A 22,919-nucleotide genomic window follows, 5' to 3' on the forward strand; every position below is an offset into this window, starting at 1 on the left:
TCGCCGGATTGCGGGGACGAATCGTGAAGATCCTGTGCAGATGACCCGCGGCAGTTCGGGCGCCCGCTTCAGGTCCTCACGCCGGGGCCCGTATATTGGTGTGCAGCCCCTCGCGTGGCGGCACATCACCCAACTCCCCCAGGGCAGGAATGCAGCAAGGGTCAGTGGTCCCTGCCGGGTACGCGAGGGGTCCTTGCGTTCCTAGGGGTGCACGCGTGCCGCGCGCATGATGCCGCGGCTGGCGCCCTTGACGTAGCCCGACGACGGCCTGGCGCCGTACTCCACGGTGATCGCCGTGCCGTGCTTGGCGTAGTAGCGGTTGTACCAACCCGTCATGGTCGGCGAGGTGCCCTTGCCCTGCGAGACGCCGAAGTGCTTGCGCTTGAGCCCGAGCTCCTTCGCCAGCCGCTTCTCGAAGGCGACGTCCTTGCCCGACTTGCCCACGCCGTTGAGCGGCTGGTGCAGCGAGACGATGTAGTCGGGCGTGCGGCTCTTCAGGAACTTCATCAGGGTGCGGGTCTCGCGCTCGCTGGCCCGCTTCGGGCCGCCGTACGTGCGAGATCCCTTGGTGCCGCGGATCCAGCCGCTGGTCGGCCAGTTGCGGTTGAGGTCGACCCCGCGCGCGTTCGTGCGGGTGCCCCGGGCGGCGCCGTCGGGGTTCATCGTCGGGATGATCCACAGCCCGGTGCCCGCCTTGGGCTTCACGCGCTTCACGGCGTGCTGGGCCGTCCTGCGTCCCGCCGGTTCGTCGCCGTGCATCTGACCGAGGATCAGCAGCACGCGCTCCGGTGCCTTGGCGCCGCGGTAGAACGCGACGATGCTGCGCCCCTGGTGGCTCGTGCCGATCACGACCTTGCGCGTGATGTAGGTCGAGTCCGCGGCCTGGGCGGGCACGCTCACGAGGGCCGGCGCGACCAGCCCCATCGACAGGACGACTCCTGCTGCTGCCTTCACGACCCCCGACATGTGATCACCGCTTCTTCTTGAAGATCGCCTTGATGAGCTCACGGGCGGCGGTGCGACTCGCCTCCCCGATCGCCCGGTCCATCGGCGACATCCGGCTCGAGCCGCGGGTGCGGCTCTTCGCGCGGGTGCCGGGCGAGCGGTCCCGGGTGAGGTCCTTCTCGAGCTTCTCAGCCTCCTCCGCGGCACGCTTGCGGTCAACCTCCGCTGCGGCGGCCTCGGCGCTCGCGCGCGTGCGCTCGGCCATCGCGGCGGCGGCTCCGTCACCGGACTCGACGGCGGCGTACTTCGCGGTCAGCGGCGACGCGGCGACGGCGGCCGTCATCGTGGCTGCGGGAGTGGGCTCCATCGAGCCCTCGGGTGCGCGGACGCGGGTCCAGGCGACGGGCGACGGCGCACCCTTCTCGTTCATCACGGTCACGATCGCCTCGCCGGTGGCCAGCTGCGTCAGCACCTCCTCGAGGTCGTACCCCGAGTGCGGGTAGGTCGAGACGGTGGCCCTGAGCGCCTTCGCGTCCTGCGGGGTGTGGGCGCGCAGCTGGTGCTGCACGCGCGAGCCGAGCTGGGCCAGCACGTCGTCGGGCACGTCCTTGGGCGTTTGGGTGACGAAGAAGATGCCCACGCCCTTCGAGCGGATGAGCCGCACGGTCTGCACGACGATCTCGAGGAAGTCCTTCGACGCGCCCTTGAACAGCAGGTGGGCCTCGTCGAAGAAGAACACCAGCTTCGGCTTGTCGGTGTCGCCCACTTCGGGCAGCGTCGCGAACAGCTCGCGCAGCAGGTACATGAGGAACGTCGAGAAGAGCTGGGGCTGGTCCTGCACGCCCGGGACCTCGAGCAGCGAGACGATCCCGCGTCCGGCCTCGTCGGTGCGCAGGACGTCGGTCACCTCGAAGGCCGGCTCGCCGAAGAACACGTCGGCGCCGGAGTCGGCGAAGGTCACGAGCTCACGCAGGATCACGCCCACCGTGGCGCTGGACAGACCGCCGATGGCCTTGAGCTCGGGCTTGCCCTCGGCGCTGTCGAGGTACGCCACGACCGCCCGCAGGTCCTCCAGCGTGACGAGGCGCAGCCCGGCCTTGCGGGCGTAGTGGAAGACCAGCGAGAGCGAGGACTCCTGCGTCGTGTTGAGGTCGAGCACCTTCGACAGCAGGATCGGGCCGAAGGACTCCACGGTGGCCCGGATCGGAACGCCGATCCCCTTCGAGCCGAGGGCGTAGAACTCGGTGGGGAACGCCGTCGCCTGCCAGTCCTGGCCGATGCTGGCGGTGCGGGCGAGCAGCTTCTCGTTCGACGCGCCGGGGGTGGCGATGCCCGAGAGGTCGCCCTTGATGTCGGCGGCGAAGACCGGCACGCCACCGGCCGAGACCTGCTCGGCCAGCACCTGGAGGGTCTTGGTCTTGCCCGTGCCGGTGGCGCCCGCGACGAGGCCATGGCGGTTCAGCATGCCGAAGGGGATCCGCACGGGCACGTCGGCCCGCGGCTCCCCTCCATCGACGAGGGCACCGATCTCCAGCGCCGGGCCGTCGAAGGCGTACCCCGTCCGGACCTGGGCGACCTGCTCGCTCTCGGTGCCCTCAGCGGGGGCGCTCGTCGAGGTCTCGGCCGGTCCCTGCTCGGCGGCCTGCTGCGCGGCCTCGGCGGCGGCGGCCAGCTCGTCGGCGTGCCGCTGGGCGGCCTCCGCGGCGGCGCGGGCCTCTGCGGCGGCCCGGGTGGCGGCGGCGACGTCGTCGGCGGAGGGATCGGTCTCGGTCATGTCCTCAGGCTAGTTGTCCGCGGCGCGATCGCGGGGTTCCCGGACGCACGGGGAGGCGAACCGCGGGGATCGTCGGTGGCGCGGGCGCTTCGGTGGGGCCCTTAGACTGGGCAGGTGATCTTTCGCCGCGTGGGGGACGGGCGGCCGTACCCCGACCATGGACTGACCCAGAGTCAGTGGGCTGCCATCGCGCCCACCCAGGTCCGGCTCGACGACCTCACCACCACGAAGACCACGCTGGATCTCGAGACGCTGCTCGACACCGACTCCACCTACTTCGGCGACCTCTTCGCCCACGTCATCGGCTGGAAGGGCGAGCTCTTCCTCGAGGACGGGCTCCACCGGGCCCTGCGGGCCGCGCTCCAGCAGCGGACGATGGTGCACGCACGCGTCCACACGATCGGGAAGCAGTCATGAGCAAGGCAGTCGAGCGACTCGTCGTCCTGGGCACCGCGGGCGTGTTCGTCGCGGGCACCGCGCTGGGCGTCAACCTGGCGTTCTCCAAGCCCGAGCCCGTCGCCGCCGAGCCCACGTGCGAGGTCAAGACCGTCGCGAAGGGCGAGGTGCTCAGCAGCAACCTCGTCATGGTGCACGTCTACAACGCCAGCCAGCGCGCCGGCATCGCCAACCGCGTCAAGATCAACCTGGAGCGCCGCGGCTTCCTCGGCGGGGTCGCGCAGAACAACCCCGGCCGGCTGAAGTCCAAGAACGTCATCGTGCTCTCGAGCGACCCCACGGATCCGCGGGCGAAGCTCGTCGCGCGCCAGTTCAAGGGCAAGGTCATCTTCAAGGCGGCCGACTTCGAGACCGAGGACGGCATCTCGGTGCTGATCGGCCCGGACTACGAGGGACTCAAGAAGGCCAGCACGAAGCTCGAGGCAGCGCGCGACGTCTCGGTCTGCGTCCCCACCATCACCCTGCCGTAGCGGCTACCCGCCCTGACCGGCGCGCGGATCGAGGTCCCAGCCGGCCAGGCGACCGTGCCGCGCCACGGCGCGCAGGCGCCGCTCCACCGACTCGCGCAGCTCGCGCGTGGTGACGATCAGCAGCTCGTCGCCCACGCGGATCCGTGTGGTGCGGTGCGGCACCAGCGTGGAGTCGTCGCGGACCACCATCGTCACCGAGGCTCCCTGCGGCAGGCGCAGCTCACCCACCTCCACGCCGGCCAGCCGTGAGGTCGGCGGCACGTGGATCTGCAGGAGGTCGGCCGAGATCCGCTCCAGCGGCGCCGCGTCGATCTCCACGTCGCGCCCGCGATCGCTCTCGACCCGGCACCACCGGGCCAGCCAGCCCAGCGGTGCGGCCTGGATGATCGTGTAGACCACGACGGCCACGAACGTCATGTTGAACAGGTCGATCGAGTGGGTGACCCCGTTCGCCAGGGGGATCGTCGCCAGCACGATCGGCACCGCGCCACGCAGTCCGGCCCAGCCGATGAAGAGCTGCTCGCGCCACCCCACGCGGAACCAGGCCGCGCAGGCCGCCACCGAGGCCGGACGGGCCACGAAGGTGAGCAGCGCGCCGATGCCCACGCCCGCCCCGATGTGCCACAGCTCGATGTCGCTCGGGTGCACCAGCAGGCCGAGCATGACGAACAGCCCGATCTGCGCCAGCCAGCCGATGCCCTCCACGAACGAGCGCGTGGCCGAGCGGTGGGGCAGCTCGGTGTTGCCCAGGACCACCGCCGCCACGTAGACCGCCGCGAAGCCGCTCGCATGGACGAGCGCGGCCGAGGCGTAGGCCAGGACGGTGAACGCGAAGACCACCAGGGGGTAGAGGCCGGCGGCGGGCAGGGCCGCCCGCCGCAGCAGGCGCGCGCCGCCGCCGCCCACGAGGAGTCCCAGCAGGGCGCCGACCACGAGCTCGAAGACGACCAGCGCGAGGAATCCGGCGACTCCGTAGTCCGCGATCTCTCCGACACTGATGGCCGTGACCAGCACGACGATGGGGGCGTCGTTGAGGCCGGACTCCGTCTCCAGGACGCCGGAGACGCGCGACTTGAGCGGCACGGAGCGCAGCACCGAGAACACCGCGGCGGCGTCGGTGGGCGACAGCACCGCCGCGATGAGCACGGCCAGCTGCCAGTCGAGCCCGAAGAGGTAGTGCGCGCCCGCGGCCACGATGCCGACACTGATCGTGGTGCCCACCGTGGCCAGCAGCACGCCGAGCCCGAGCGCGGGCCGCATCGTGGACCAGTTCGTCGTGAGGCCGCCCTCGGCGAGGATCAGGATCAGCGCCGAGAGGCCGAGCACGAGCGCGATGTCCGCGTCGGCGAACTGGACCCCGGCCCCGTCGTAGCCGATGAGGATGCCCAGGCCCAGGTACATCAGCAGCGACGGCAGCCCGACGCCCACCGAGAGGCGGACGGCCAGGACGGCCAGGATCAGGACCCCTGACCCCGTCAGCAGGATGACGTCGAGGTCATGGGAGGTCACATCATCGCCTTCCCTCGCGCCGGTGGGCCGATCCTATCGGCCCTCGAGGTGGGCGATGAGCCGTTCGGTGGCGGTGCGGTAGCCCGGAACGCCCTCGCCGATCACGTGCACGACCGCCACGTCGGCCACGTAGGAGTGGTGCCGGAACGGCTCGCGCGCCATGACGTTGGAGACGTGGATCTCGGCCACCGGGAGGGCGACGCCCGACAGGGCGTCGCGCAGGACGACCGAGGTGTGGGTGAGCCCACCGGGGTTGATGACGATGCCTGAGCAGTCGTGGCGAGCCTCGTGGATCGCGTCGATCAGCACGCCCTCGTGGTTGCTCTGGACGGCGCGCACCTCGTAGCCGTGAGCCGTCGCGGCCTCCGTCACGAGCGCCTCGACGTCGGCGAGGGTCTCCGAGCCGTAGATCTCGGGCTCGCGCGTGCCGAGCAGGTTGAGGTTGGGCCCGTTGACGAGCAGCAGCCGGCGCGTGGTCACGCGGCCAACCTACCGGGGCCGGCCGTCGGGCCGGCGCAGTGAACCCGTCGCGGCCTAGCCTCGGAAGCGTGAAGGCACTCGTGGTCCACGCGTCCAAGTACGGCTCGTCCGAGCGGTACGCCGAGTGGATCGGCGAGGCACTCGGCGCCTCGGTGGTGGCCGACGACGAGGTCTCGCCCGAGCAGATGGCGGCGCAGGACACGGTCGCGTTCTGCGCCGCGATCTACGGTCCGAGCCTGCGTGGCAGCAGCCTCCTGCGGCAGGCGATGGAGCTCTCCAGCGCGACCCGGTGGGTGCTGGTCACCGTCGGCCTCAGTGACCCGGCGCTCACCACGAAGCGGGACGAGTTGGTCGCGACGAAGTTCCCCGCCGACCTGCGCGAGCGGATGGCGGTGGCCCACCTGCGCGGCGCGATGGACCGTCACCGGCTGAGCCTCGTGGAGCGCACCATGATGTCCACGATCCGCCGCGGCCTGGCCGCCAAGCGGGCCCGCACGGCCGAGGAGCAGGCGATGCTGGAGGCGCTCGAGCCCGACCGGATCGACCTCACCGACCGCGCTGCGGTCGCCGGAGTCGTGGAAGCGTGCCTAGGCTGAGGAATGCGTTTCAGCGTTCACGTCTACAACTTCACAATTCCCGGCGAGCCGCAGTCGCTCGCCCCCACCCTCGCCGAGACGGCGCGCCGAGCCGAGCAGGCCGGTGCCGACGCCGTCACGCTGATGGACCACTACTTCCAGATGGAGACCGTGGGCCGCTCCGAGGACCCGATGCTCGAGGGCTACACCGGCCTGGGCTACCTCGCCGGAGTCACCGAGCGGGTGAAGCTGGGCCTGCTCGTCACCGGCGTCACCTACCGGCACCCGGGCCTGCTCGCGAAGATCGTCACGACGCTCGACGTGCTGTCCGGGGGCCGGGCCATCCTCGGTCTCGGCGCCGCCTGGTACGAGCGCGAGCATCACGGTCTCGGCGTGCCCTACCCGTCGATGGGCGAGCGGTTCGAGCGGCTCGAGGAGACGCTGCAGATCGTCCACCAGATGTGGAGCGACAATGACGGTCCCTACGAGGGCAAGCACTACCAGCTCGCCGAGACGATCTGCCGTCCCGCGCCGATCCAGCAGCCGCGTCCGCCGATCCTGCTCGGCGGCATGGGCGAGAAGAAGACGCTGCGCTTCGTGGCCGAGTACGGCGACGCCTGCAACCTGTTCCCCGCCGGCACCGACGTGATCCGCCACAAGCTCGAGGTCCTCGACCGGCACTGCGCCGACGTGGGCCGCGACCCCGCCGACATCCTGCGCACCCTGCAGGGGCCGGGCGACGCCGTGAAGGATCCGGAGAAGTTCCTCGAGGAGATCGCGGCGTACGCCGAGCTGGGCATCCAGTCCGTCAGCGTCTCCCCGCACGGCCCCGACCCGGTGGGCTGGGTCAGCGAGTTCGCCGAGAAGGTGGCCCCGCGGCTCAAGGAGATCTGAGCCGCGTCGAAACGCCGACGACGAAGGCCCCGGGGATTGCCCCGGGGCCCCCGTCGTTCCTGCTCGGGTCAGCGCTTCACCACCCGCAGGGTGATCGCCGTGTTGCGGGCCCCCACGCGGTCGTTGCCGAGGTAGCTGACCACGAGGCGGTGCTTGCCCGCCTTCAGCTTCGGCAGCCGCACCGAGACCTTGCCGTTGCGCACCGTCCCGTCGGCGACGACGCGACCCTTCACCTTCACGAGGACCTTGCCGTTCGCCTGGGCGGGCGCGGCCACGCGGACCGTCACCCGGGCCCGCTGCGACGTCTTGATCCGCTTCTTCGACAGCGTGGCGCGGACCGTGGCCTTGGCCTTGGCGACCCGGGAGGCCGTCGAGGTGGCGGTCACCGGCTGGTGCCCGACCGTCGTGGCGGTCACGCGCACGCTGATCGCCCGGCCGATGTCGGCCGCGGTCACGCGGTAGTCACCGCCCGTCGCACCGCGGATCGGCTGGCCGTCCCGCAGCCACTGGGCCTGGAGCGTGGCGGCCTCGGTGTTCGACCAGGTGCCGATGCTGGCGCGCAGGATCGATCCGACCCGCAACGAGCCGCTCACCTTCGGGCGGACCGTGTTGACCGGGGCCTTCGCGCCCTCGACCTCGACGATCCGGGTGACCATCGACTGGTTGCCGTTCGCATCCGCGACCGAGTAGGTCAGCGCGTAGCTGCCGGGCTTCGCGGTGTCGACCTCGCCGAGGACCTGGACGTTCTCGGTGACGTCGCCGTCCACCGCGTCGACCGCCTTCACGCCGGCCATCGGGTCGAACACCTCGTTCAGCTCGACCGAGCCGTTCTCCGGGACGGTCAGGGTCGGCGCCGTCGTGTCCGTGCCGCTCGAGCCGGCCGTGAAGAGCGAGATCTGGCTGACCTCGCCCGGCAGCTCGTCGCCCGAGGCCGCGTCGACGCTCGTGGCGTGCCAGGCGTACGTCCGTCCCGCCTCGAGCCCGTCCCACGTGACCGTGGCCGGCCAGCCCGAGCGCACCGTCTCCTCGCCGATCACGCGATCGGTCGGGTCGACGACGACCAGCCCATCGGAGCTGAAGCTCGTCTTGCGGGTCGTGAGGTTGATCGGCAGGCGCGTGTCGTCCTCGGTGCCGTTGTAGCGGAAGCGGTCGTCGTACTCGGTGGCGCCGAAGTTCTTCAGCAGCGGCGAGTAGGTGTCGACCGCGACCTCGCCGGCGTCCAGGTCGAACTGGAGCAGGCGGAAGAACGACGAGCCGAACTGGAGCGGCGTGTTGCTGTCGTAGCCGACTCCCGTCAGCCCCAGCTCGTCGGAGTTCACCTTGTAGAACTGGTAGTCGGCGAGCAGCTCGACCACATGGTGCCCCTTGCGGGCGACGTCGCGACGCAGCTCGATGCTCACGCCGTGCTCGTGCCCGGACAGGACCAGCGCGACGTTCGGGTTCTTCCTGATGACGGCGTCCAGCACCTGGCGGCCGTCGTAGGAGAACCCGCTGCCGCGGCCGTCGGGGTTGACGCTCGGGGTCAGGTAGGCGTGCGTCAGCAGGATCGCGTTGCGGTCGGGGAACTGCTTGAGCACGCTGTCGGCCCACGCGGACTCCTCGGCGTCGACGCCGAACCCGAGGGACACCACGACGAAGTCCATGTCGCCCTCGCTGAACAGCACGTAGTTGTTGCTGCTGTCGCCGGCCTTCCACGGGGTGTACTCGGCGCGCGCCTTCTTCCAGGCCTCGCTCTGCTCGAGCGCGTCGTAGCGGTCGGGACCGAAGTAGTCGTTGTACAGCGCGTCGGGCCCGGTGTCGGCTCCGTAGAGGTTGTCGTGGTTGCCGGGCAGCGCCGTGTTGACCATGCCCGCGTCGTCGAGGACCTTCTGGGCCTCCGAGGCGACCTCGAACTCGGCGCGTGCGTTCGGCTCGTCGGAGCCGACGTTGTGCCAGTTCTCGATGACGTCGCCGGTGTGGGCGGTGAACGCGATCTTGCGCTCGTCGGCGTTCGCCGCGATCCACTCGGTGATGCCGCGGTAGGCGTTGCGCCAGACCTCACGCTCCTGCGCGGTCTCCTGCTCCACCGCGCCCTCGGACAGGTACTGCGTGTCCGTGAGGTGGGCGATCGAGAAGTCGTAGTCGTCGGGGCTCTCGAAGGAGTCCTTGACCTCGTTGGGCAGGTCGTCGGCGAACGGGTCCTCGCCGGTCACCAGGACCGGGACGCTGCCGTCGTGACGGTGCCGGCTGCGCAGGTCGCCGGTCAGCTGGACCTGACCCTCGGCGTTGCCACGCGAGCGAGCGAGCTCGTCCCAGGCCTCGCCGTCCCAGACGCGAAGGACTACCTCGCGCGCGGGATCGACGCGGCCACTCCAGATCACCTGCTGGTCGGAGCTCGACGTGACCGGCACGTCGAACTGCTGGAACGGCATCTCCGCGGCGGACGGCGAGTCGAGGAACGTGTCGTCCCCGGGAGCGGCGGCGTCGGTGATCGGCTTCTCGTCGGTGCCCGTGAAGTCGCGGCCCTTCGGGATCTCGGTCAGGACGCCCTGGCGTCCCTGCTTCGCCACCACGACGTCGGCCTCGCGGAAGGTCGTGCGCACCCGGTCGCCCGAGGGGTTCGTGGCGTTGGCCGAGAGACGCACGGAGCCGCCGCCCTGCTCGGTCTCGGTGCCACCGGGCGTCGGGACGTTGGCGGTCGTGAAGGTCGTCGTGTGCTCGATCGGGGTGCCGAACACGTCGTGCCCCTCGACGGTGAGCGCGTGGTCGCCGGCCTTGAGTCCGGCGCCGATCTCGTCGCCGGGCTTGATCGGGTCGCCGTCAAGCTCGTAGCGGACGTCGCGGCCGACGCCCTCGGGGTTGGTGAACTCCACGCCGAAGCGGGTGCGCTTCGTGAGGCGCTCGCCGGCGGCCGGCGTGGTCGAGCTGACCTTGACGTTGTAGTTCGCGGGGCGACCGGCGAAGGCGTCGCGGCCCAGCGCGAGCACGCCGTCGGCGTCCACGGCCTCGCTGAAGACGCGCACGCGGCTGATCGTCGACGGGGAGAAGTAGTTCGGGCGGTCGCGGCCGGTCGCGTCGCCACCGATCACGAGGTTGCGGGCGCCGGCGCTGGGCGAGCTCAGCGTGCCGGTCGCGGGGGTGCTTGCGGCGAGGACGCCGTTGACGTAGAGCCGGACCATCTCGCCGTCGTACGTGCCGACCGCGTGGTACCAGCGGCCGCTCTCGACCTGGACGCTCGTGTTCCGGTACGCACCGCCGATGTGGGGGTTGAACGAGAGCCGGTCGCCGTACATGACGACGGCGAAGCCGCCCGCCTCCTTGGCGCCGCACAGGTTGCCGCGCGTCTCCACGCCGCTGGCCTGGAAGTCCTCGTTGTACTTGAAGACGCACTCGACGGTCATCTGGTTCGCGAGCTTCGGGAACTGCGCCTCGAACGGGTAGAGGTAGGCCGAGCCGGAGCCGTCGAACTCGGCGACCTTCGTGCCCATGGGGGCGTCGTCGCGCACCTCGGGCGCGCCGAAGGTGCGCGGGCTCAGGCCCTGCGCGCCGTCGACCGGGGCGCCCGAGGAGAAGTCGAGGTCGAGGACGTCGGCCTGGGGGGCCGCGGGTCCCTCACGGTCGGCGTCGGCGAGGGCCGACACCTGCTCCGCGCTGAGCGGGTCGCTGTAGATGCGGCTCGTGCGCAGGGTGGTGGGGGCGAAGAACTGGGGCCTGTTCGCGTTGCTGACGTCGGCCGCCAGCATCATCGAGTCGGCGCCGGTGGTCGAGTGCTTGAACGCACCCGCGGCGGCGACGTCGCGGACCAGCTCGCCGTCCAGGTAGAGCTTGAGGCGCGTGCCGTCCCACGTCGCGACGGTGTGGTGCCACGTCCCGGTGGTGATGGGGACGCGGACGCTCTTGTAGCCGCCGCCGACGTGGATCATGAAGTGCACGTCGTTTCCGGACATGACCGTGGCGAAGCCACCCGACTCCTTCGACGAGCACAGCGCCGCCTCGGTGCTGGCCGCGGTGCGCGGCCCGTCGAACCGGAACGAGCACTCCAGCGACATGCCCTGCTCGAGCTTGGAGAACTCCGAGCGGATCGGGTAGCTGACCGCGTCCTTCGTGCCGTCGAAGCTCAGGACCGAGCGACCGGTACCGAGGTCGGCGGCCGCCTTCGGCTCACCGTGGACCGTGGGCTCGAGGCCCTGGGCGTGCTCGGTGAGCTTCCCTCCACGGAAGTCGACGTCGAAGACGTCGGCGGTCGGCAGGTCGACCGCTTGGCGCAATGCCGAGGCCGCGGCCGGCGGCGCGGCGATGGTCGCCATCGAGCTCACCGCCGCATCGGCGAGACGCGGCGAGGCGAGGGCGGGGGCGGTGGAGAAGGTACCGAATCCGACCGCCGCGGCGAGCGCGAGGCTGGAGGTCGTGCGAAGGGATCGCATGGGCAGTGTGCTCCTACGGGAAGGCCATCAAGACCCACTGAGACTCGCGGCGTGAGGTTCCTCGCGGTGAACGCGAGGTGAGCACCGGGCGCAGGGTGCGTGAGCACTCGGTGCGTTCGGGAACCGTTCGCCCGGCGTTCGCCCGGGCTGGGCAGGAAAGCGAGAACCCCGCCGAGCTGACGCTCGACGGGGTCCTGATCCTGCTGGCGGTGGCGGTGGGATTTGAACCCACGGTGGGCGTGAACCCACACACGCTTTCGAGGCGTGCTCCTTAGGCCGCTCGGACACGCCACCGCCGAGGAGTTTACGTCAGTCACCCCGTCGCGACCCAATCGGGGCGGCCGGCCGTGGCGCCCGGCGGGCGGCAAAGGGCTGATTCGTCGGTCGCGACGGTCTACGATGTGACATCTCGCGGGAGCCCCCGTACTGCGGGCATGTCACATCGCCTACAGAAGGGCTCCGCCGTGAAACGACGCAATCTCCTCGTGGCCGTCATCTCCGCACTCGTCCTGGTGGTGGGCTTCGCGAGCCCTGCCCAGGCCAAGACCGTGAGCAAGAGCTACTCCATCTCCAAGCGCATCAACGTCGGGGGGAACATCTGCGCGACCGTGAAGCTGACGGGACAGATGCGTGGAACCGTCACGTACATCCACGGCTCACGGAACGATCGCATCCGGTTGAGCAAGCCGCGGTTGGCCAGCCCTTCGATCTCGGCGTCGTACGCCTACTGCACGCGCCCCCATGCCCGGAAGGTGACCAGTTCCACGGTGACGCAGATCTGGCACTACAGCGGTTGCAAGTGGAATCCGAGCATCAGCGCCTCGGTGCCGTTCGGCGTGAGCGCGTCCGTCACTCCCACCTGTGGCAACTTCCGCGCGGCGCGAGCCAGCGCCAAGGGCGGAAAGGGGTACGGGGCAACGTTGAGGGTGACGGGAGAGACGGCCACGTGGAACCGCACGGAGACGTACCCGGTGCGGACCAAGAAGTACACGACGTGCATCCGCGCCGCGGCGACGGTGAAGGTCCGCACGGGCAACACCACGTATGTCCGCGGCAAGCCTGTCGACTTCGGGAACGTCTGCCTCAAGTGGTGACGCTGATGGTCCGCCCGATGGGGGCGCGCAGGGTTCCGGGGCCCTAGGGTCGGGGCGTGGCTTGGGCACTCCTGGCGCTGCTGGCGCTCGCAGCGGGCGTGACCGCCTGGCACGACCCGCGGCGGCTGCGGATCGGCGTGTACCTGACCCTCGTGATCGGACTGGCCTCGATCGGGATCGCCGGGCGGGTCGCGATCCTTTTGGACGACTCCGACGATCCGCTGCGCCTCGCCTGGGCGCTGCTCGGCGCCGTCGTCCTCGCGATTCTGGCCCTCGTGGTGCTCGGCGTGGCGAGTGTCTTCAACGGGTTCGCGATGCTGCGGCGCGAGGGCCGTCGTCCCTCGAACCTGCTCTCGCTCGTCTTCGGCGTCGTGGTGCTCGCCTACTGCGCCCTGATCGTGGCGGTGTGGTGGTTCGACCGGAACCACACCGACGTGGCGCTCGTGCTGTTCTTCTGGCTGGTCGCGATCGGGACGCCCCTGGCCTACCTGGCCTTCGTCTTCGTCGCGTTCGTCGGCTACGGCCTGGTCTACGGCTGGGCAGCCGCCCGCTGGGCCCGTCCGGTCGACGCGGTGATCGTGCTGGGCGCCGGTCTGATGGGCGAGCGGGTGACGCCACTGCTCGCGTCGCGGCTCGACCGGGGCCGGCAGGCGCTCGACCGGTCGCGCGCGCGTGGCCGGGATACGCACCTGATCTGCTCGGGTGGGCAGGGTGCGGACGAGGTGGTCCCCGAGGCCGTGGCGATGGCGAACCACCTCGTGGAGTCCGGCGTCGATCGCGACCTGCTGTGGCTCGAGGACGCCTCGACCTCCACGGAGGAGAACCTGCAGTTCAGCGCCCGGGTCGCGGCCGAGCACGGGGTGGAGGGCGGCCGGTTCGCGGTCGTCACGAACGACTACCACGCGCTGCGGGCCGCGCTGCTCATGCGGCGAACCGGCCTCGACGGCTACGCCCTGGGCGCGACCACCGCTCGCTACTTTTGGCCCAGCGCGATCCTGCGGGAGTTCGCCGCCATCCTGTGGGAGCACCGCAGGCTCAACGTCGCGCTGCTGGCCCTCGCGTGCGTCCCGATGGTCCTGCTGCTCGTGCGCTCCGTCGCCTCCCTGGCCTGAGACGCCACCGCCCGCCGTCCAGGCGGCGGGGCGGCGGGCGGAGTGAGGCGCGATCTCAGCCGGGCTGGCTGATCGAGAGCATCGTCTCGCTGAAGAGGTCGATCTCGTCGTCCTTCGAGCGGCCCGAGCCGCCGCCGCCGAGGAGGCTCGCCAGCTCACCCGCGGCGCGCTCGATGCGCGACTGCAGGGTGCCCTCTCCGGAAGAGCCCCAGTCGTGCGGGCTGGCGAACACGCCGGTCGGCACGACCACGGACTGCAGGTACGCGAACAGCGGCCGCAGCGCGAAGTCGATCACCAGCGAGTGGCGAGCCGTGCCACCGGTCGCCGCGAGCAGCACGACCTTGCCGATCAGCGCGTCGTTGTCGAGCGCGTCGACGAACGACTTGAACAAACCGGGGTAGGACGCCTTGAACGTCGGGACGACGACGATCACCGCGTCGGCCTCCCCGAGCTGGTCGTAGACGTGCTGCAGGCGCGGCGCGGCGAAGCCCGTGAGCGCCGCGTCGGTGATCTCGTGCGCGAAGTCACGCAGGTTGACCACCTCGACGCTGGCGCCCCCGAGGGCGGTGCCGGAGGCCGCGGCGAGCCGGTCGGCCAGCATGCGCGTGGTCGACGGCTCGCCGACGCCCGCGGACAGGGCGACGATGCGGGTCATGCCGTCACCCCCGTGGAGAAGCGAAGGTACGCGGATGCCGGCATGACGTGTCCGATGTTCACTCGCTGGCGCTCGTTCATACGGCAACCTCCTCGGTGAGGGCCGCGTCGCGGGCGGCGACGCGGGCGGCGTGGGTGGGGGCGTCCGGCACGCCGGCCGGGCGTCGCGCGTCGAACTCGGCGCGCATGGTGGGCAAGATCTCGCCGAGCAGGTCGAGCTGCTCGAGCACGGTCTTCAACGGCAGGCCCGCGTGATCGACGAGGAACAGCTGGCGCTGGTAGTCGCCGAAGTAGTCGGCGAACGCCAGCGTGCGCTCCAGCACCTGCTGCGGACTGCCGACGGTCAGCGGCGTCTGCTCGGTGAAGTCCTCCATGCTCGGGCCGTGTCCGTAGACGGGCGCGTTGTCGAAGTACGGCCGGAACTCGTTCACCGCGTCCTGGCTGTTCTTGCGCATGAAGAACTGACCGCCGAGCCCGACGATCGCCTGCTCCGGCGTGCCGTGCCCGTAGTGGGCGTAGCGCTGCCGGTAGAAGTTGATCAGCTGGATGTAGTGCTCCTTCGGCCAGAAGATGTTGTTGGCGAAGTAGCCGTCGCCGTAGAACGCGGCCAGCTCGGCCACCTCGGGCGTGCGGATCGAGCCGTGCCACACGAACGGCGCGACGCCGTCGAGCGGCGCGGGCGTCGAGGTGTAGCCCTGCAGCGGCGTGCGGAACTTGCCCTCCCAGTTGACGACCGGCTCGCTCCAGAGCTTCTGGAGCAGCTGGTAGTTCTCGATCGTCAGCTCGACGGCCTTGCTGATGTCCTTGCCGAACCACGGGTACACCGGCGCGGTGTTGCCGCGGCCGAGCATGAGGTCCATGCGGCCGTCGACGAGGTGCTGCAGCGTCGCGTAGTCCTCGGCGATCTTGACCGGGTCGTTGGTCGTGATGAGCGTCGTCGAGGTCGAGAGGATGATCTTCTCGGTCTGCGCGCCGATGTACGCCAGCGTCGTCGTGGGGCTGGAGGGCACGAACGGCGGGTTGTGGTGCTCGCCGGTGGCGAACACGTCCAGACCCACCTCCTCGGCCTTCTTCGCGATCGCGACCGTGGCCTTGATGCGCTCGTGCTCGGTGGGGGTCGAGCCGTTCGTGGGGTCGGTCGTGACGTCGCCGACGGTGAAGATGCCGATCTGCATGCTGCTCATGGCTCCAGTCTCCCAGAAGTTAGTTAAAGTTTCAACTACTACAACGCAGCAGGGCCCGGTCTATTCCGCGGAGGCCTCAGCGGCCGAAGAAGGAGCGCAGCAGGGTGGAGGAGTCGTCGGGCAGGACGTCGGCCAGGACCTCGGGACGGTGGTTGAGGCGGCGGTCGCGCACCACGTCCCACAGCGAGCCGACCGCGCCGGCCTTCTCGTCCCAGGCGCCGAACACGAGCCGGTCGACGCGGGACGCCACGACGGCGCCGGCGCACATCGTGCAGGGCTCCAGCGTCACCACGAGCGTGCAGCCGTCGAGCCGCCATCGGCCGAGCGCCTCCGCGGCCGCGCGCAGGGCCACGATCTCGGCGTGCCCGGTGGGGTCGGCGTCGCGCTCGCGGGTGTTGCGGCCCTCGCCGACGACCAGTCCTTCGTGGACGACGACGGCGCCGACGGGGACGTCACCCTCGGCGGCCGCCTCGCGCGCCAGGTCGAGGGCCCGCCGCATGAACGGGTCCCACGTCACCCGACGATCGCCTCGAACTGCTCGCCGAAGCCCAGCCGCTCCGCGAGGTCGGCCAGCGCCTCGTCGGGGAAGAGGTCGTCGTCGTCGCACAGCAGGCTCAGCTCGACGGAGGCCAGCCCGAGGTCGCTGACGATGTCGAGGTCGCCGACGGGCTCGGGCTCCTCATCGCCGTCGACGGCGTTCACCAGCTCGGCCAGGTCGGCCGCGAGGGGCCAGTCCCAGACGGCGGTGGCATCGGACAACAGGGCCCTTACGTGCTCGCCGCTGCGACGCACGATCACGAAGAAGTCGTCGTTGACGGAGGCCAGTCCCAGCACGCCGACGTCGGACGGGAAGCGGGCGAGCGCGTCGGTGAACCCGTCGAAGTCCTCGCCCAGCCGGGGCGGGAGTTCGACGACGGTCCACGCACCCTCGTCGCGGTACGCGGCGATCACGAAGTCGACGTCGTCCTCGGCCACTCTGCGATGGTGACAGACGCCTGCACGCGGCCGCTACCCTCGACGCATGCGTGTTCACGTCGCCGACCACCCCCTGATCTCCCACAAGCTCTCGGTCCTGCGCGACGCGCGCACCGATTCGCCGACGTTCCGGCGGCTCACCGAGGAGCTGGTGACCCTCCTGGCCTACGAGGCCACGCGTGAGGTCAGCGTCGAGACCGTCGAGGTCACCACGCCGCTCACGACCACGCAGGGCGTCCGGCTCACCAGTCCCGGCCCGCTCGTCGTGCCGATCCTGCGCGCCGGACTCGGGATGCTCGAGGGCATGCAGCGGCTGCTGCCCACCGCCGAGGTCGGCTTCCTGGGCATGATCCGCAACGAGGAGACCTTCGTCGCCGAGACCTACGCCGAGCGGCTGCCGGACCGCCTCGACGGCCGCCAGTGCTACGTCCTGGACCCCATGCTGGCCACCGGCGGCACGCTCGCCATGGCGATCGACTTCCTCGTTGAGCGCGGCGCCCGCGAGATCACCGCGATCACGCTGCTGTCGGCGCCCGAGGGCATCGAGCGCCTCGAGCGCGACACGGCGCACATCGACGCGCCGGTCACCCTCTTCAGCGCCGGCCTCGACGAGCGCCTCGACGAGAACGGCTACATCGTCCCGGGCCTTGGCGACGCGGGGGACCGGCTCTACGGCATCGTCGACTGATGCACGAGTTCATCGCGGCCCTGCCCAAGGCCGAGCTGCACGTGCACCACGTGGGCTCCGCCTCACCCGACACGGTCGCCGAGCTCGCCGCGCGGCACGAGGACTCGCCCGTCCCCGCCGATCCCGCGGCCCTGGCCGAGTACTTCACGTTCACCGACTTCGGTCACTTCATCGAGGTCTACCTCTCGGTGGTCGACCTGCTGCGCACGCCCGAGGACATCTGGACCCTGACCCACGAGGTCGGCCGCGACCTCGCCGCGCAGAACGTCCGCTACGCCGAGCTGACGATGACGCCCTACACCTCGATCGTGCGCGGCATCGCCGCCGAGGCGTACGTCGAGGCGATCGAGGACGCCCGTCGCGCCGCCGAGCGCGACTTCGGCGTGGCGCTGCAGTGGATCTTCGACATCCCCGGCGAGTCCGGGATCCCGGCTGCCGACGTCACCCTCGACACGGCGCTGCGGCTCGGCCCCGGCTCCCTCGTGGGCTTCGGCCTCGGCGGCCCCGAGATCGGCGTGCCCCGTCCGCAGTTCGCGTCCCACTTCGAGCGGGCCCGCGCGGCTGGCCTGCACAGCGTGCCGCACGCGGGGGAGTCCACCGGCCCGCAGTCGATCTGGGACAGCCTCGACCTCCTGGGCGCCGAGCGCATCGGCCACGGCATCGCCGCCGCCCAGGACCCGCGGCTGATGGAGCGGCTCGCGGCCGACGGGATCGCGCTCGAGGTGTGCCCCACGTCGAACGTGCGCACGCGGTCGGTGCCCTCGCTCGACGAGCACCCGCTCGCCACGCTCGTCGAGGCGGGCGTCACCGTCACGATCAACTCCGACGACCCGCCGATGTTCGGCACGACGCTGAACGACGAGTACGCGATCGCGGCCGACCTGCTGGATCTCGACGAGTCGGGCCTGGTCGCCCTGGCCACGGCCGCGGTCGACGCCAGCTTCGCGCCCGAGCCGATGAAGGCCCACCTGCGCGCCGAGATCGACGCCGCGGGTCGCTGAGCCGGGCGGTCGCTGCTCGACAGGACAGGTGACGCGCGCCCCGGCACAGTGGTCTGGTGGGAGACGAGACGACGCACGGTGCCACCGATCCCATCGCCCTGGACGAGCCGGATCCGCGACGCTGGCGGATCCTGGTTGTCACGCTCGCCGTCGGCTTCATGACGCTGCTGGACGTCACGGTCGTGAACGTCGCGGTCCCCTCGATCCGCGAAGGCCTGGACACCTCGGCCGGGACGGTGCAGTGGGTCGTGTCGGGGTACGCGCTCGCGTTCGGGCTAGTGCTGGTCGCCGGCGGCCACCTCGGTGACGCGTACGGCCGGCGCCGGCTGATGACCATTGGCCTGATCGCCTTCGTGGCCTCGAGTGCGGCCGTGGGGCTGGCGCCGAACGCCGAGCTGGTGGTCGCGGCCCGGCTGGCGCAGGGCGCCGCCGCGGGCCTGCTCACGCCGCAGAACGCCGGGCTGATCCAGGAGCTGTTCACCGGCGCCGAGCGCGGTCGCGCGTTCGGCTACTTCGGGTTGACCGTCTCGGTGGCGTCGGGCCTCGGACCGGTGCTCGGCGGCGCGATCATCGCGCTCTCCGGCGAGCTCGGCTGGCGGCTGATCTTCCTGGTCAACGTTCCGATCGGCCTGGTGGCACTGGTGGCGATCCGTCGCCTGGTGCCGGTCGCCCGTGGCGACGGCGAGCGGGAGCGCGTCGACGTCGTCGGCGCCGTGATCCTGGGATTGACGGTGCTGTGCCTGCTGTACCCCCTCATCGAGCTCGAGTCCGGAAGCCGGCTGCCGCTGCTCCTCGTGATCGCCGTGCCGCCACTGGCCTTGGGTTTCGTGCGCTGGGAGCGCTCCGTGCGCGCCCGCGGCCGATCGCCGATGCTGGACATCGGGATGCTCGCGGAGCTGCCCACCTACGGCAGCGGCGTGCTGATCGGCACGCTCTACTTCGCCGGGTTCACGGGCGTGTTCCTGGCCTCGTCGGTGTGGCTGCAGGAGGCGCGCGACCTGAGCGCCCTGCACAGCGGGTTGCTGCTGACCCCGTTCGCGATCGGTGCCGCCATCACGTCGACCCCGGCGGGCCGGCTGGTCAGCCGTGCCGGTCGCTTGGTCACGATCGGCGCGCTGGTCGTGCTGATGACCGGCTTCGCCGCGATGGCGTGGGTGACGCCCGGACAGGACAGCGAAGCGCTGTGGTGGACCTTCGCCCCGCTCCTGCTGTTCGCCGGACTCGGTGGCGGGGGAGTGGTGGCCCCGAACCAGACCCTCACCCTTCAGGACGTGCCGCCGAGCGTGGGCGGCGCCGCCGGGGGCGCGCTACAGACGGGCCAGCGCATCGGCTCGGCCCTCGGGACGGCGGCGCTGATGACCGTCTACGGCATCGCGGCGGCGAACCATGGCGCTGACGTGGGGCTACGAGCCGCCCTGCTCACCTCGGTGGCCGTGCTCTCGCTCGCGCTGGCGGTCGCGGTGGTCTCCCACCTGCGCATCGCGAGGGCGGTCGCGAACGACTGACATGTGAAGCGCTCCCCACCCTGTTGGTGAGGAGCGCTGCACAACTGGCCCGCCGGCGGCGCGGGCCGGCGGTCAGAGGGCCTTGATGATGTCCTCGACGCGGTCCTTTGCGTCGCCGAACAGCATCTGGCTGTTCTCGCGGAAGAAGAGCGGGTTCTGCACGCCCGCGTAGCCGGCGGCCATGGAGCGCTTGAACACGATGACGTTCTTGGCCTCCCACACGTGCAGGACGGGCATGCCGGCGAGCGGGCTGGTCGGGTCCTCGGCCGCGGCCGGGTTGACCGTGTCGTTGGCGCCGATGACGAGCACGACGTCGGTCTCGGCGAGGTCGTCGTTGATCTCGTCCATCTCCAGGACGATGTCGTACGGGACCTTGGCCTCGGCGAGCAGCACGTTCATGTGACCGGGCAGGCGACCGGCGACGGGGTGGATGCCGAAGCGGACCTCGACGCCCTTCTCGCGCAGGCGGCTCGTGAGGTCGGCGACGGGGTACTGCGCCTGGGCGACGGCCATGCCGTAGCCGGGCGTGATGACGACGCTCTTGGCGTCGCCCAGCAGCTCGGCGGCGGTCTCGGCGGTGATCTCGCGGTGGTCGCCGTAGTCGGTGTCGTCGGCGGGGCCGGCCTCGATGCCGAAGCCGCCCGCGATCACCGAGATGAACGAGCGGTTCATCGCCTTGCACATGATGTAGGACAGGTAGGCACCGGAGGAGCCGACGAGCGCGCCGGTGATGATCAGCAGGTCGTTGCCCAGCAGGAAGCCCGACGCGGCCGCGGCCCAGCCGGAGTAGCTGTTGAGCATCGAGACGACGACCGGCATGTCGCCGCCGCCGATCGAGGCGACCAGGTGCCAGCCGAGGGCCAGCGCGACGACCGTGACGGCGATCAGCAGCCACAGTGCGGGGTCGATGACGAACCAGACCGTGAGGATCACGAACAGTGCGAGCGCGCCGAGGTTGATCCAGTTCTTGCCCGGCAGCAGGAGCGGGGCGCTCTTCATCCTGGCGCTCAGCTTGAGGTAGGCCACGATCGAGCCGGTCAGCGTGACCGCGCCGATGAAGACGCCGATGAAGACCTCGGCGTTGTGGATGTCGAGCAGGGTCCCGGCGTCGCCGAGGTCCGTGCCGGGCTCGAGGTGCTCGAGGAACTCGGCGAGCGCGTTGGCGCCCCGGTACTCCAGGTAGCCGTTCCAGCCGACGAGAACGGCGGCCAGGCCGACGAACGAGTGCAGCAGCGCGATGAGCTCGGGCATACCGGTCATCTCGACGATCTTGGCGCGCCACAGGCCGATGGCGGCGCCGATGACCATGGCGACGATCAGCAGCGGGAGGCCGATGCCGGGCTCGGACTTGGCGACGAGGATGAACGTCGCCACGAGGGCGATCGCCATGCCGGCGATGCCGAAGGCGACGCCGCGACGAGCGGTCTCGTGCTTGCTCAGCCCGGCGAGGCTGAGGATGAACAGCAATGCGGCGACGAGGTACGCGGCATTGGCCAGGGAGGTGGCGGTCACGGTTCAGTCAGCCCTTCACTTCGAGAACATGCTGAGCATGCGTCGGGTCACGGCGAAGCCGCCGAAGACGTTGATGCTGGCGACGAGCACGGCCACGAAGGCCAACGCGCGGATCACTGCGTCGTCCGCGCCGATCTGGAGCATGGCGCCCACCACGATGATGCCGCTGATCGCGTTGGTGACGCTCATCAGGGGCGTGTGCAGCGCGTGGTGGACGTGCCCGATGACGTAGTAGCCGATCACGATGGACAGGGCCAGCACGGTGAAGTGCTGGGGCAGCTGGCCCGGCGCGGTGGCCAGGACCCACAGGAAGGCCAGCACGCCGACGGCGATCGCGCCGATCTTGACCGCGGGGTTGACCGGCTTCTTCGGCTCGGGGGCCGGGGCCGGCTCCTTCGGTGCCACGGGCGCCGGGGCGGCCGAGACCTGCACGGGCGGCGGGGGCCACGTGTTCTCGCCGTCGCGCACGACGGTGACGCCGCGCTGGACGACGTCGTCGAAGTCCAGGACGATCTGGCCGTCCTTGCCCGGCGTCAGCAGCTTCATGAGGTTGACCAGGTTGGTGCCGTACAGCTGCGAGGCCTGGGTGGGCAGACGGCCGGCGAGGTCGGTGTAGCCCAGGATCGTGACGCCGTTGTCGGTGACGACCTTCTGGCCGGCGACCGAGCCCTCGACGTTGCCGCCCTGCGCCGCGGCCATGTCCACGATGACGCTGCCGGACTTCATGGTCGCGACGTCGGCGGCGGTGATCAGGCGGGGCGCGGCCCGGCCCGGGATGAGTGCCGTGGTGACGATGATGTCCACGTCGGCGGCCTGCTCGGAGTAGATCTCCGCGGCCCGCCGGTTGTAGGCCTCACTGGTGGCCTTGGCGTAGCCGTCCGAGGAGACCTCCTTGGCCTCCTCGGGCACGACGACCTCGAGGTACTCGCCACCGATCGACTTGACCTGGTCGGCGACCTCAGGACGCGGGTCGGTGGCGCGCACGATGGCACCGAGGCTGGAGGCCGCACCGATGGCCGCGAGGCCGGCCACGCCGGCACCGGCCACGAGGACCTTCGCCGGCGGCACCTTGCCGGCTGCGGTGACCTGGCCTGTGAAGAAGCGGCCGAACTCGTGGGCAGCCTCGACGACGGCGCGGTAGCCGGCGATGTTGGCCATCGAGGACAGCACGTCCATGGACTGGGCGCGCGAGATGCGCGGCACCGCGTCCAGCGCGAGCACCGTGATGGGGCGCGTCGCCAGCTTCTCGACCAGATCGGGGTTCAGTCCTGGGCTGATCATGCTGATCAGTGTCGCGCCGTCCAGCATGAGGGCGATCTCGATCTCGCTGGGCGCGTTGACCTTGAAGATCACGTCGCTGGCCCACGTGTCGGGCTTGTCGCTGATCGTGGCACCGGCGGCCGCGTAGGCGGCGTCGCTGAAGCTGGAGGCCACGCCGGCCCCGCTCTCCACGTTCACCAGGTAGCCGAGATCGATCAGCTGCTTCACCGTCGCCGGTGTCGCGGCGACGCGGGTCTCGCCGGGGGCGGACTCCTTCACGACGCCGATCCTCATCGAGCCCAGATCGGGCAGGGGGGTGCTCATCCCGCAGACAATAGCCGGGTCTCTCCGGGGTCGGCGCATGAGGTATGTCACGTTACGGACAGGTAACACGGGCCAGACCTGGTCTTGAGTGAATATGACATCGG

20 protein-coding genes, 1 tRNA gene and 1 other RNA gene are annotated in these 22,919 nt (G+C 70.7%); 10 read left to right on the top strand and 12 right to left on the bottom strand.

All coding sequences use genetic code 11. The features are described 5' to 3' along the window. Window positions 1-101: 101 nt before the first annotated feature. An RNA gene (gene ffs, locus B2363_RS13675) (signal recognition particle sRNA small type) lies at window positions 102-198 on the top strand. A 3-nt stretch (window positions 199-201) separates the two neighbouring features. Here the strand turns inward: ffs and B2363_RS13680 are convergent. Together B2363_RS13680 and B2363_RS13685 are read right to left on the bottom strand one after the other, a co-directional pair. Beyond that, a complete protein-coding gene (locus tag B2363_RS13680; RefSeq protein ID WP_286930848.1) occupies window positions 202-966 on the bottom strand; it encodes a M14 family zinc carboxypeptidase in 765 nt (254 codons plus the stop codon). Window positions 967-970: 4 nt separating this feature from the next. Continuing rightward, complete coding sequence (locus B2363_RS13685) at window positions 971-2,719, bottom strand: helicase HerA-like domain-containing protein (RefSeq protein ID WP_286930850.1); 1,749 nt, start codon at window positions 2,717-2,719, stop codon at window positions 971-973. Between the two features lie 114 nt (window positions 2,720-2,833). Between B2363_RS13685 and B2363_RS13690 the strand changes: the two genes are divergently transcribed. Both B2363_RS13690 and B2363_RS13695 read left to right on the top strand, forming a co-directional pair. Beyond that, window positions 2,834-3,136 carry a type II toxin-antitoxin system VapB family antitoxin gene (locus B2363_RS13690; protein WP_181753351.1) on the top strand — a complete coding sequence of 101 codons (303 nt, stop codon included), beginning with the start codon at window positions 2,834-2,836 and terminating at the stop codon, window positions 3,134-3,136. Continuing rightward, complete coding sequence (locus B2363_RS13695; RefSeq protein ID WP_286930852.1) at window positions 3,133-3,645, top strand: LytR C-terminal domain-containing protein; 513 nt, start codon at window positions 3,133-3,135, stop codon at window positions 3,643-3,645. Before B2363_RS13690 ends, B2363_RS13695 begins: the two co-directional genes overlap by 4 nt. Before the next feature lie 3 nt (window positions 3,646-3,648). Here the strand turns inward: B2363_RS13695 and B2363_RS13700 are convergent, their stop codons facing one another. Continuing rightward, window positions 3,649-5,154, bottom strand: coding sequence for a potassium/proton antiporter (locus B2363_RS13700; RefSeq protein ID WP_286930853.1), 1,506 nt, complete (start codon window positions 5,152-5,154; stop codon window positions 3,649-3,651). 33 nt (window positions 5,155-5,187) lie between these two features. Then, window positions 5,188-5,634 (bottom strand): type II 3-dehydroquinate dehydratase, encoded by a 447-nt coding sequence (aroQ, locus tag B2363_RS13705; protein ID WP_286930854.1) that lies wholly within the window; start codon window positions 5,632-5,634, stop codon window positions 5,188-5,190. Between the two features lie 68 nt (window positions 5,635-5,702). Between aroQ and B2363_RS13710 the strand changes: the two genes are divergently transcribed. Beyond that, entirely contained in the window at window positions 5,703-6,230 is a 528-nt protein-coding gene (locus B2363_RS13710; protein WP_286930855.1) for a flavodoxin domain-containing protein, read from the top strand. 3 nt (window positions 6,231-6,233) lie between these two features. Then, the gene (locus B2363_RS13715; RefSeq protein WP_286930856.1) at window positions 6,234-7,103 is read left to right on the top strand and encodes an LLM class F420-dependent oxidoreductase; all 870 of its coding nucleotides are present in this window, start codon (window positions 6,234-6,236) and stop codon (window positions 7,101-7,103) included. A gap of 68 nt (window positions 7,104-7,171) precedes the next feature. Here B2363_RS13715 and B2363_RS13720 read toward each other — a convergent pair whose 3' ends face one another. Together B2363_RS13720 and B2363_RS13725 are read right to left on the bottom strand one after the other, a co-directional pair. Beyond that, a complete protein-coding gene (locus tag B2363_RS13720; protein ID WP_286930857.1) occupies window positions 7,172-11,506 on the bottom strand; it encodes a LamG-like jellyroll fold domain-containing protein in 4,335 nt (1,444 codons plus the stop codon). A 204-nt stretch (window positions 11,507-11,710) separates the two neighbouring features. Then, window positions 11,711-11,800 (bottom strand) — tRNA-Ser (locus B2363_RS13725). 170 nt (window positions 11,801-11,970) lie between these two features. On the opposite strand from B2363_RS13725, the gene B2363_RS13730 reads away from it, so the two are divergent. Further along, entirely contained in the window at window positions 11,971-12,600 is a 630-nt protein-coding gene (locus B2363_RS13730; protein WP_286930859.1) for a hypothetical protein, read from the top strand. A gap of 56 nt (window positions 12,601-12,656) precedes the next feature. Continuing rightward, complete coding sequence (locus B2363_RS13735; protein ID WP_286930861.1) at window positions 12,657-13,712, top strand: YdcF family protein; 1,056 nt, start codon at window positions 12,657-12,659, stop codon at window positions 13,710-13,712. 55 nt (window positions 13,713-13,767) lie between these two features. Here B2363_RS13735 and B2363_RS13740 read toward each other — a convergent pair whose 3' ends face one another. The 4 genes from B2363_RS13740 to B2363_RS13755 all read right to left on the bottom strand — a co-directional run bounded on the left by B2363_RS13740 (window position 13,768) and on the right by B2363_RS13755 (window position 16,525). After that, entirely contained in the window at window positions 13,768-14,367 is a 600-nt protein-coding gene (locus B2363_RS13740; protein ID WP_286930862.1) for a CE1759 family FMN reductase, read from the bottom strand. Between the two features lie 76 nt (window positions 14,368-14,443). After that, window positions 14,444-15,541: an LLM class flavin-dependent oxidoreductase gene (locus tag B2363_RS13745; protein ID WP_286931538.1), complete on the bottom strand. Its 1,098-nt coding sequence runs from the start codon at window positions 15,539-15,541 to the stop codon at window positions 14,444-14,446. A gap of 85 nt (window positions 15,542-15,626) precedes the next feature. Next, the gene (gene tadA / locus B2363_RS13750; protein ID WP_181756138.1) at window positions 15,627-16,049 is read right to left on the bottom strand and encodes a tRNA adenosine(34) deaminase TadA; all 423 of its coding nucleotides are present in this window, start codon (window positions 16,047-16,049) and stop codon (window positions 15,627-15,629) included. A gap of 14 nt (window positions 16,050-16,063) precedes the next feature. After that, window positions 16,064-16,525 carry a tRNA adenosine deaminase-associated protein gene (locus B2363_RS13755; RefSeq protein ID WP_181753329.1) on the bottom strand — a complete coding sequence of 154 codons (462 nt, stop codon included), beginning with the start codon at window positions 16,523-16,525 and terminating at the stop codon, window positions 16,064-16,066. Window positions 16,526-16,571: 46 nt separating this feature from the next. On the opposite strand from B2363_RS13755, the gene upp reads away from it, so the two are divergent. From upp to B2363_RS13770, 3 genes are read left to right on the top strand one after another with little or no spacing between them, the layout of a single operon-like run. After that, window positions 16,572-17,213: a uracil phosphoribosyltransferase gene (upp, locus tag B2363_RS13760; RefSeq protein ID WP_078699499.1), complete on the top strand. Its 642-nt coding sequence runs from the start codon at window positions 16,572-16,574 to the stop codon at window positions 17,211-17,213. Further along, a complete protein-coding gene (locus B2363_RS13765) occupies window positions 17,213-18,214 on the top strand; it encodes an adenosine deaminase (RefSeq protein WP_286930863.1) in 1,002 nt (333 codons plus the stop codon). Before upp ends, B2363_RS13765 begins: the two co-directional genes overlap by 1 nt. A gap of 56 nt (window positions 18,215-18,270) precedes the next feature. Further along, the gene (locus B2363_RS13770; protein ID WP_286930864.1) at window positions 18,271-19,719 is read left to right on the top strand and encodes an MFS transporter; all 1,449 of its coding nucleotides are present in this window, start codon (window positions 18,271-18,273) and stop codon (window positions 19,717-19,719) included. A gap of 72 nt (window positions 19,720-19,791) precedes the next feature. Here the strand turns inward: B2363_RS13770 and pntB are convergent, their stop codons facing one another. Beyond that, the gene (pntB, locus tag B2363_RS13775; RefSeq protein ID WP_286930865.1) at window positions 19,792-21,231 is read right to left on the bottom strand and encodes a Re/Si-specific NAD(P)(+) transhydrogenase subunit beta; all 1,440 of its coding nucleotides are present in this window, start codon (window positions 21,229-21,231) and stop codon (window positions 19,792-19,794) included. Between the two features lie 15 nt (window positions 21,232-21,246). Beyond that, a complete protein-coding gene (locus B2363_RS13780) occupies window positions 21,247-22,785 on the bottom strand; it encodes a Re/Si-specific NAD(P)(+) transhydrogenase subunit alpha (RefSeq protein ID WP_286931539.1) in 1,539 nt (512 codons plus the stop codon). Window positions 22,786-22,919 lie beyond the last annotated feature (134 nt).

Origin of the sequence: Aeromicrobium sp. UBA7512, from assembly GCF_002476985.1 — a bacterium.
GTDB classification, from domain to species: domain Bacteria; phylum Actinomycetota; class Actinomycetes; order Propionibacteriales; family Nocardioidaceae; genus Aeromicrobium; species Aeromicrobium phoceense.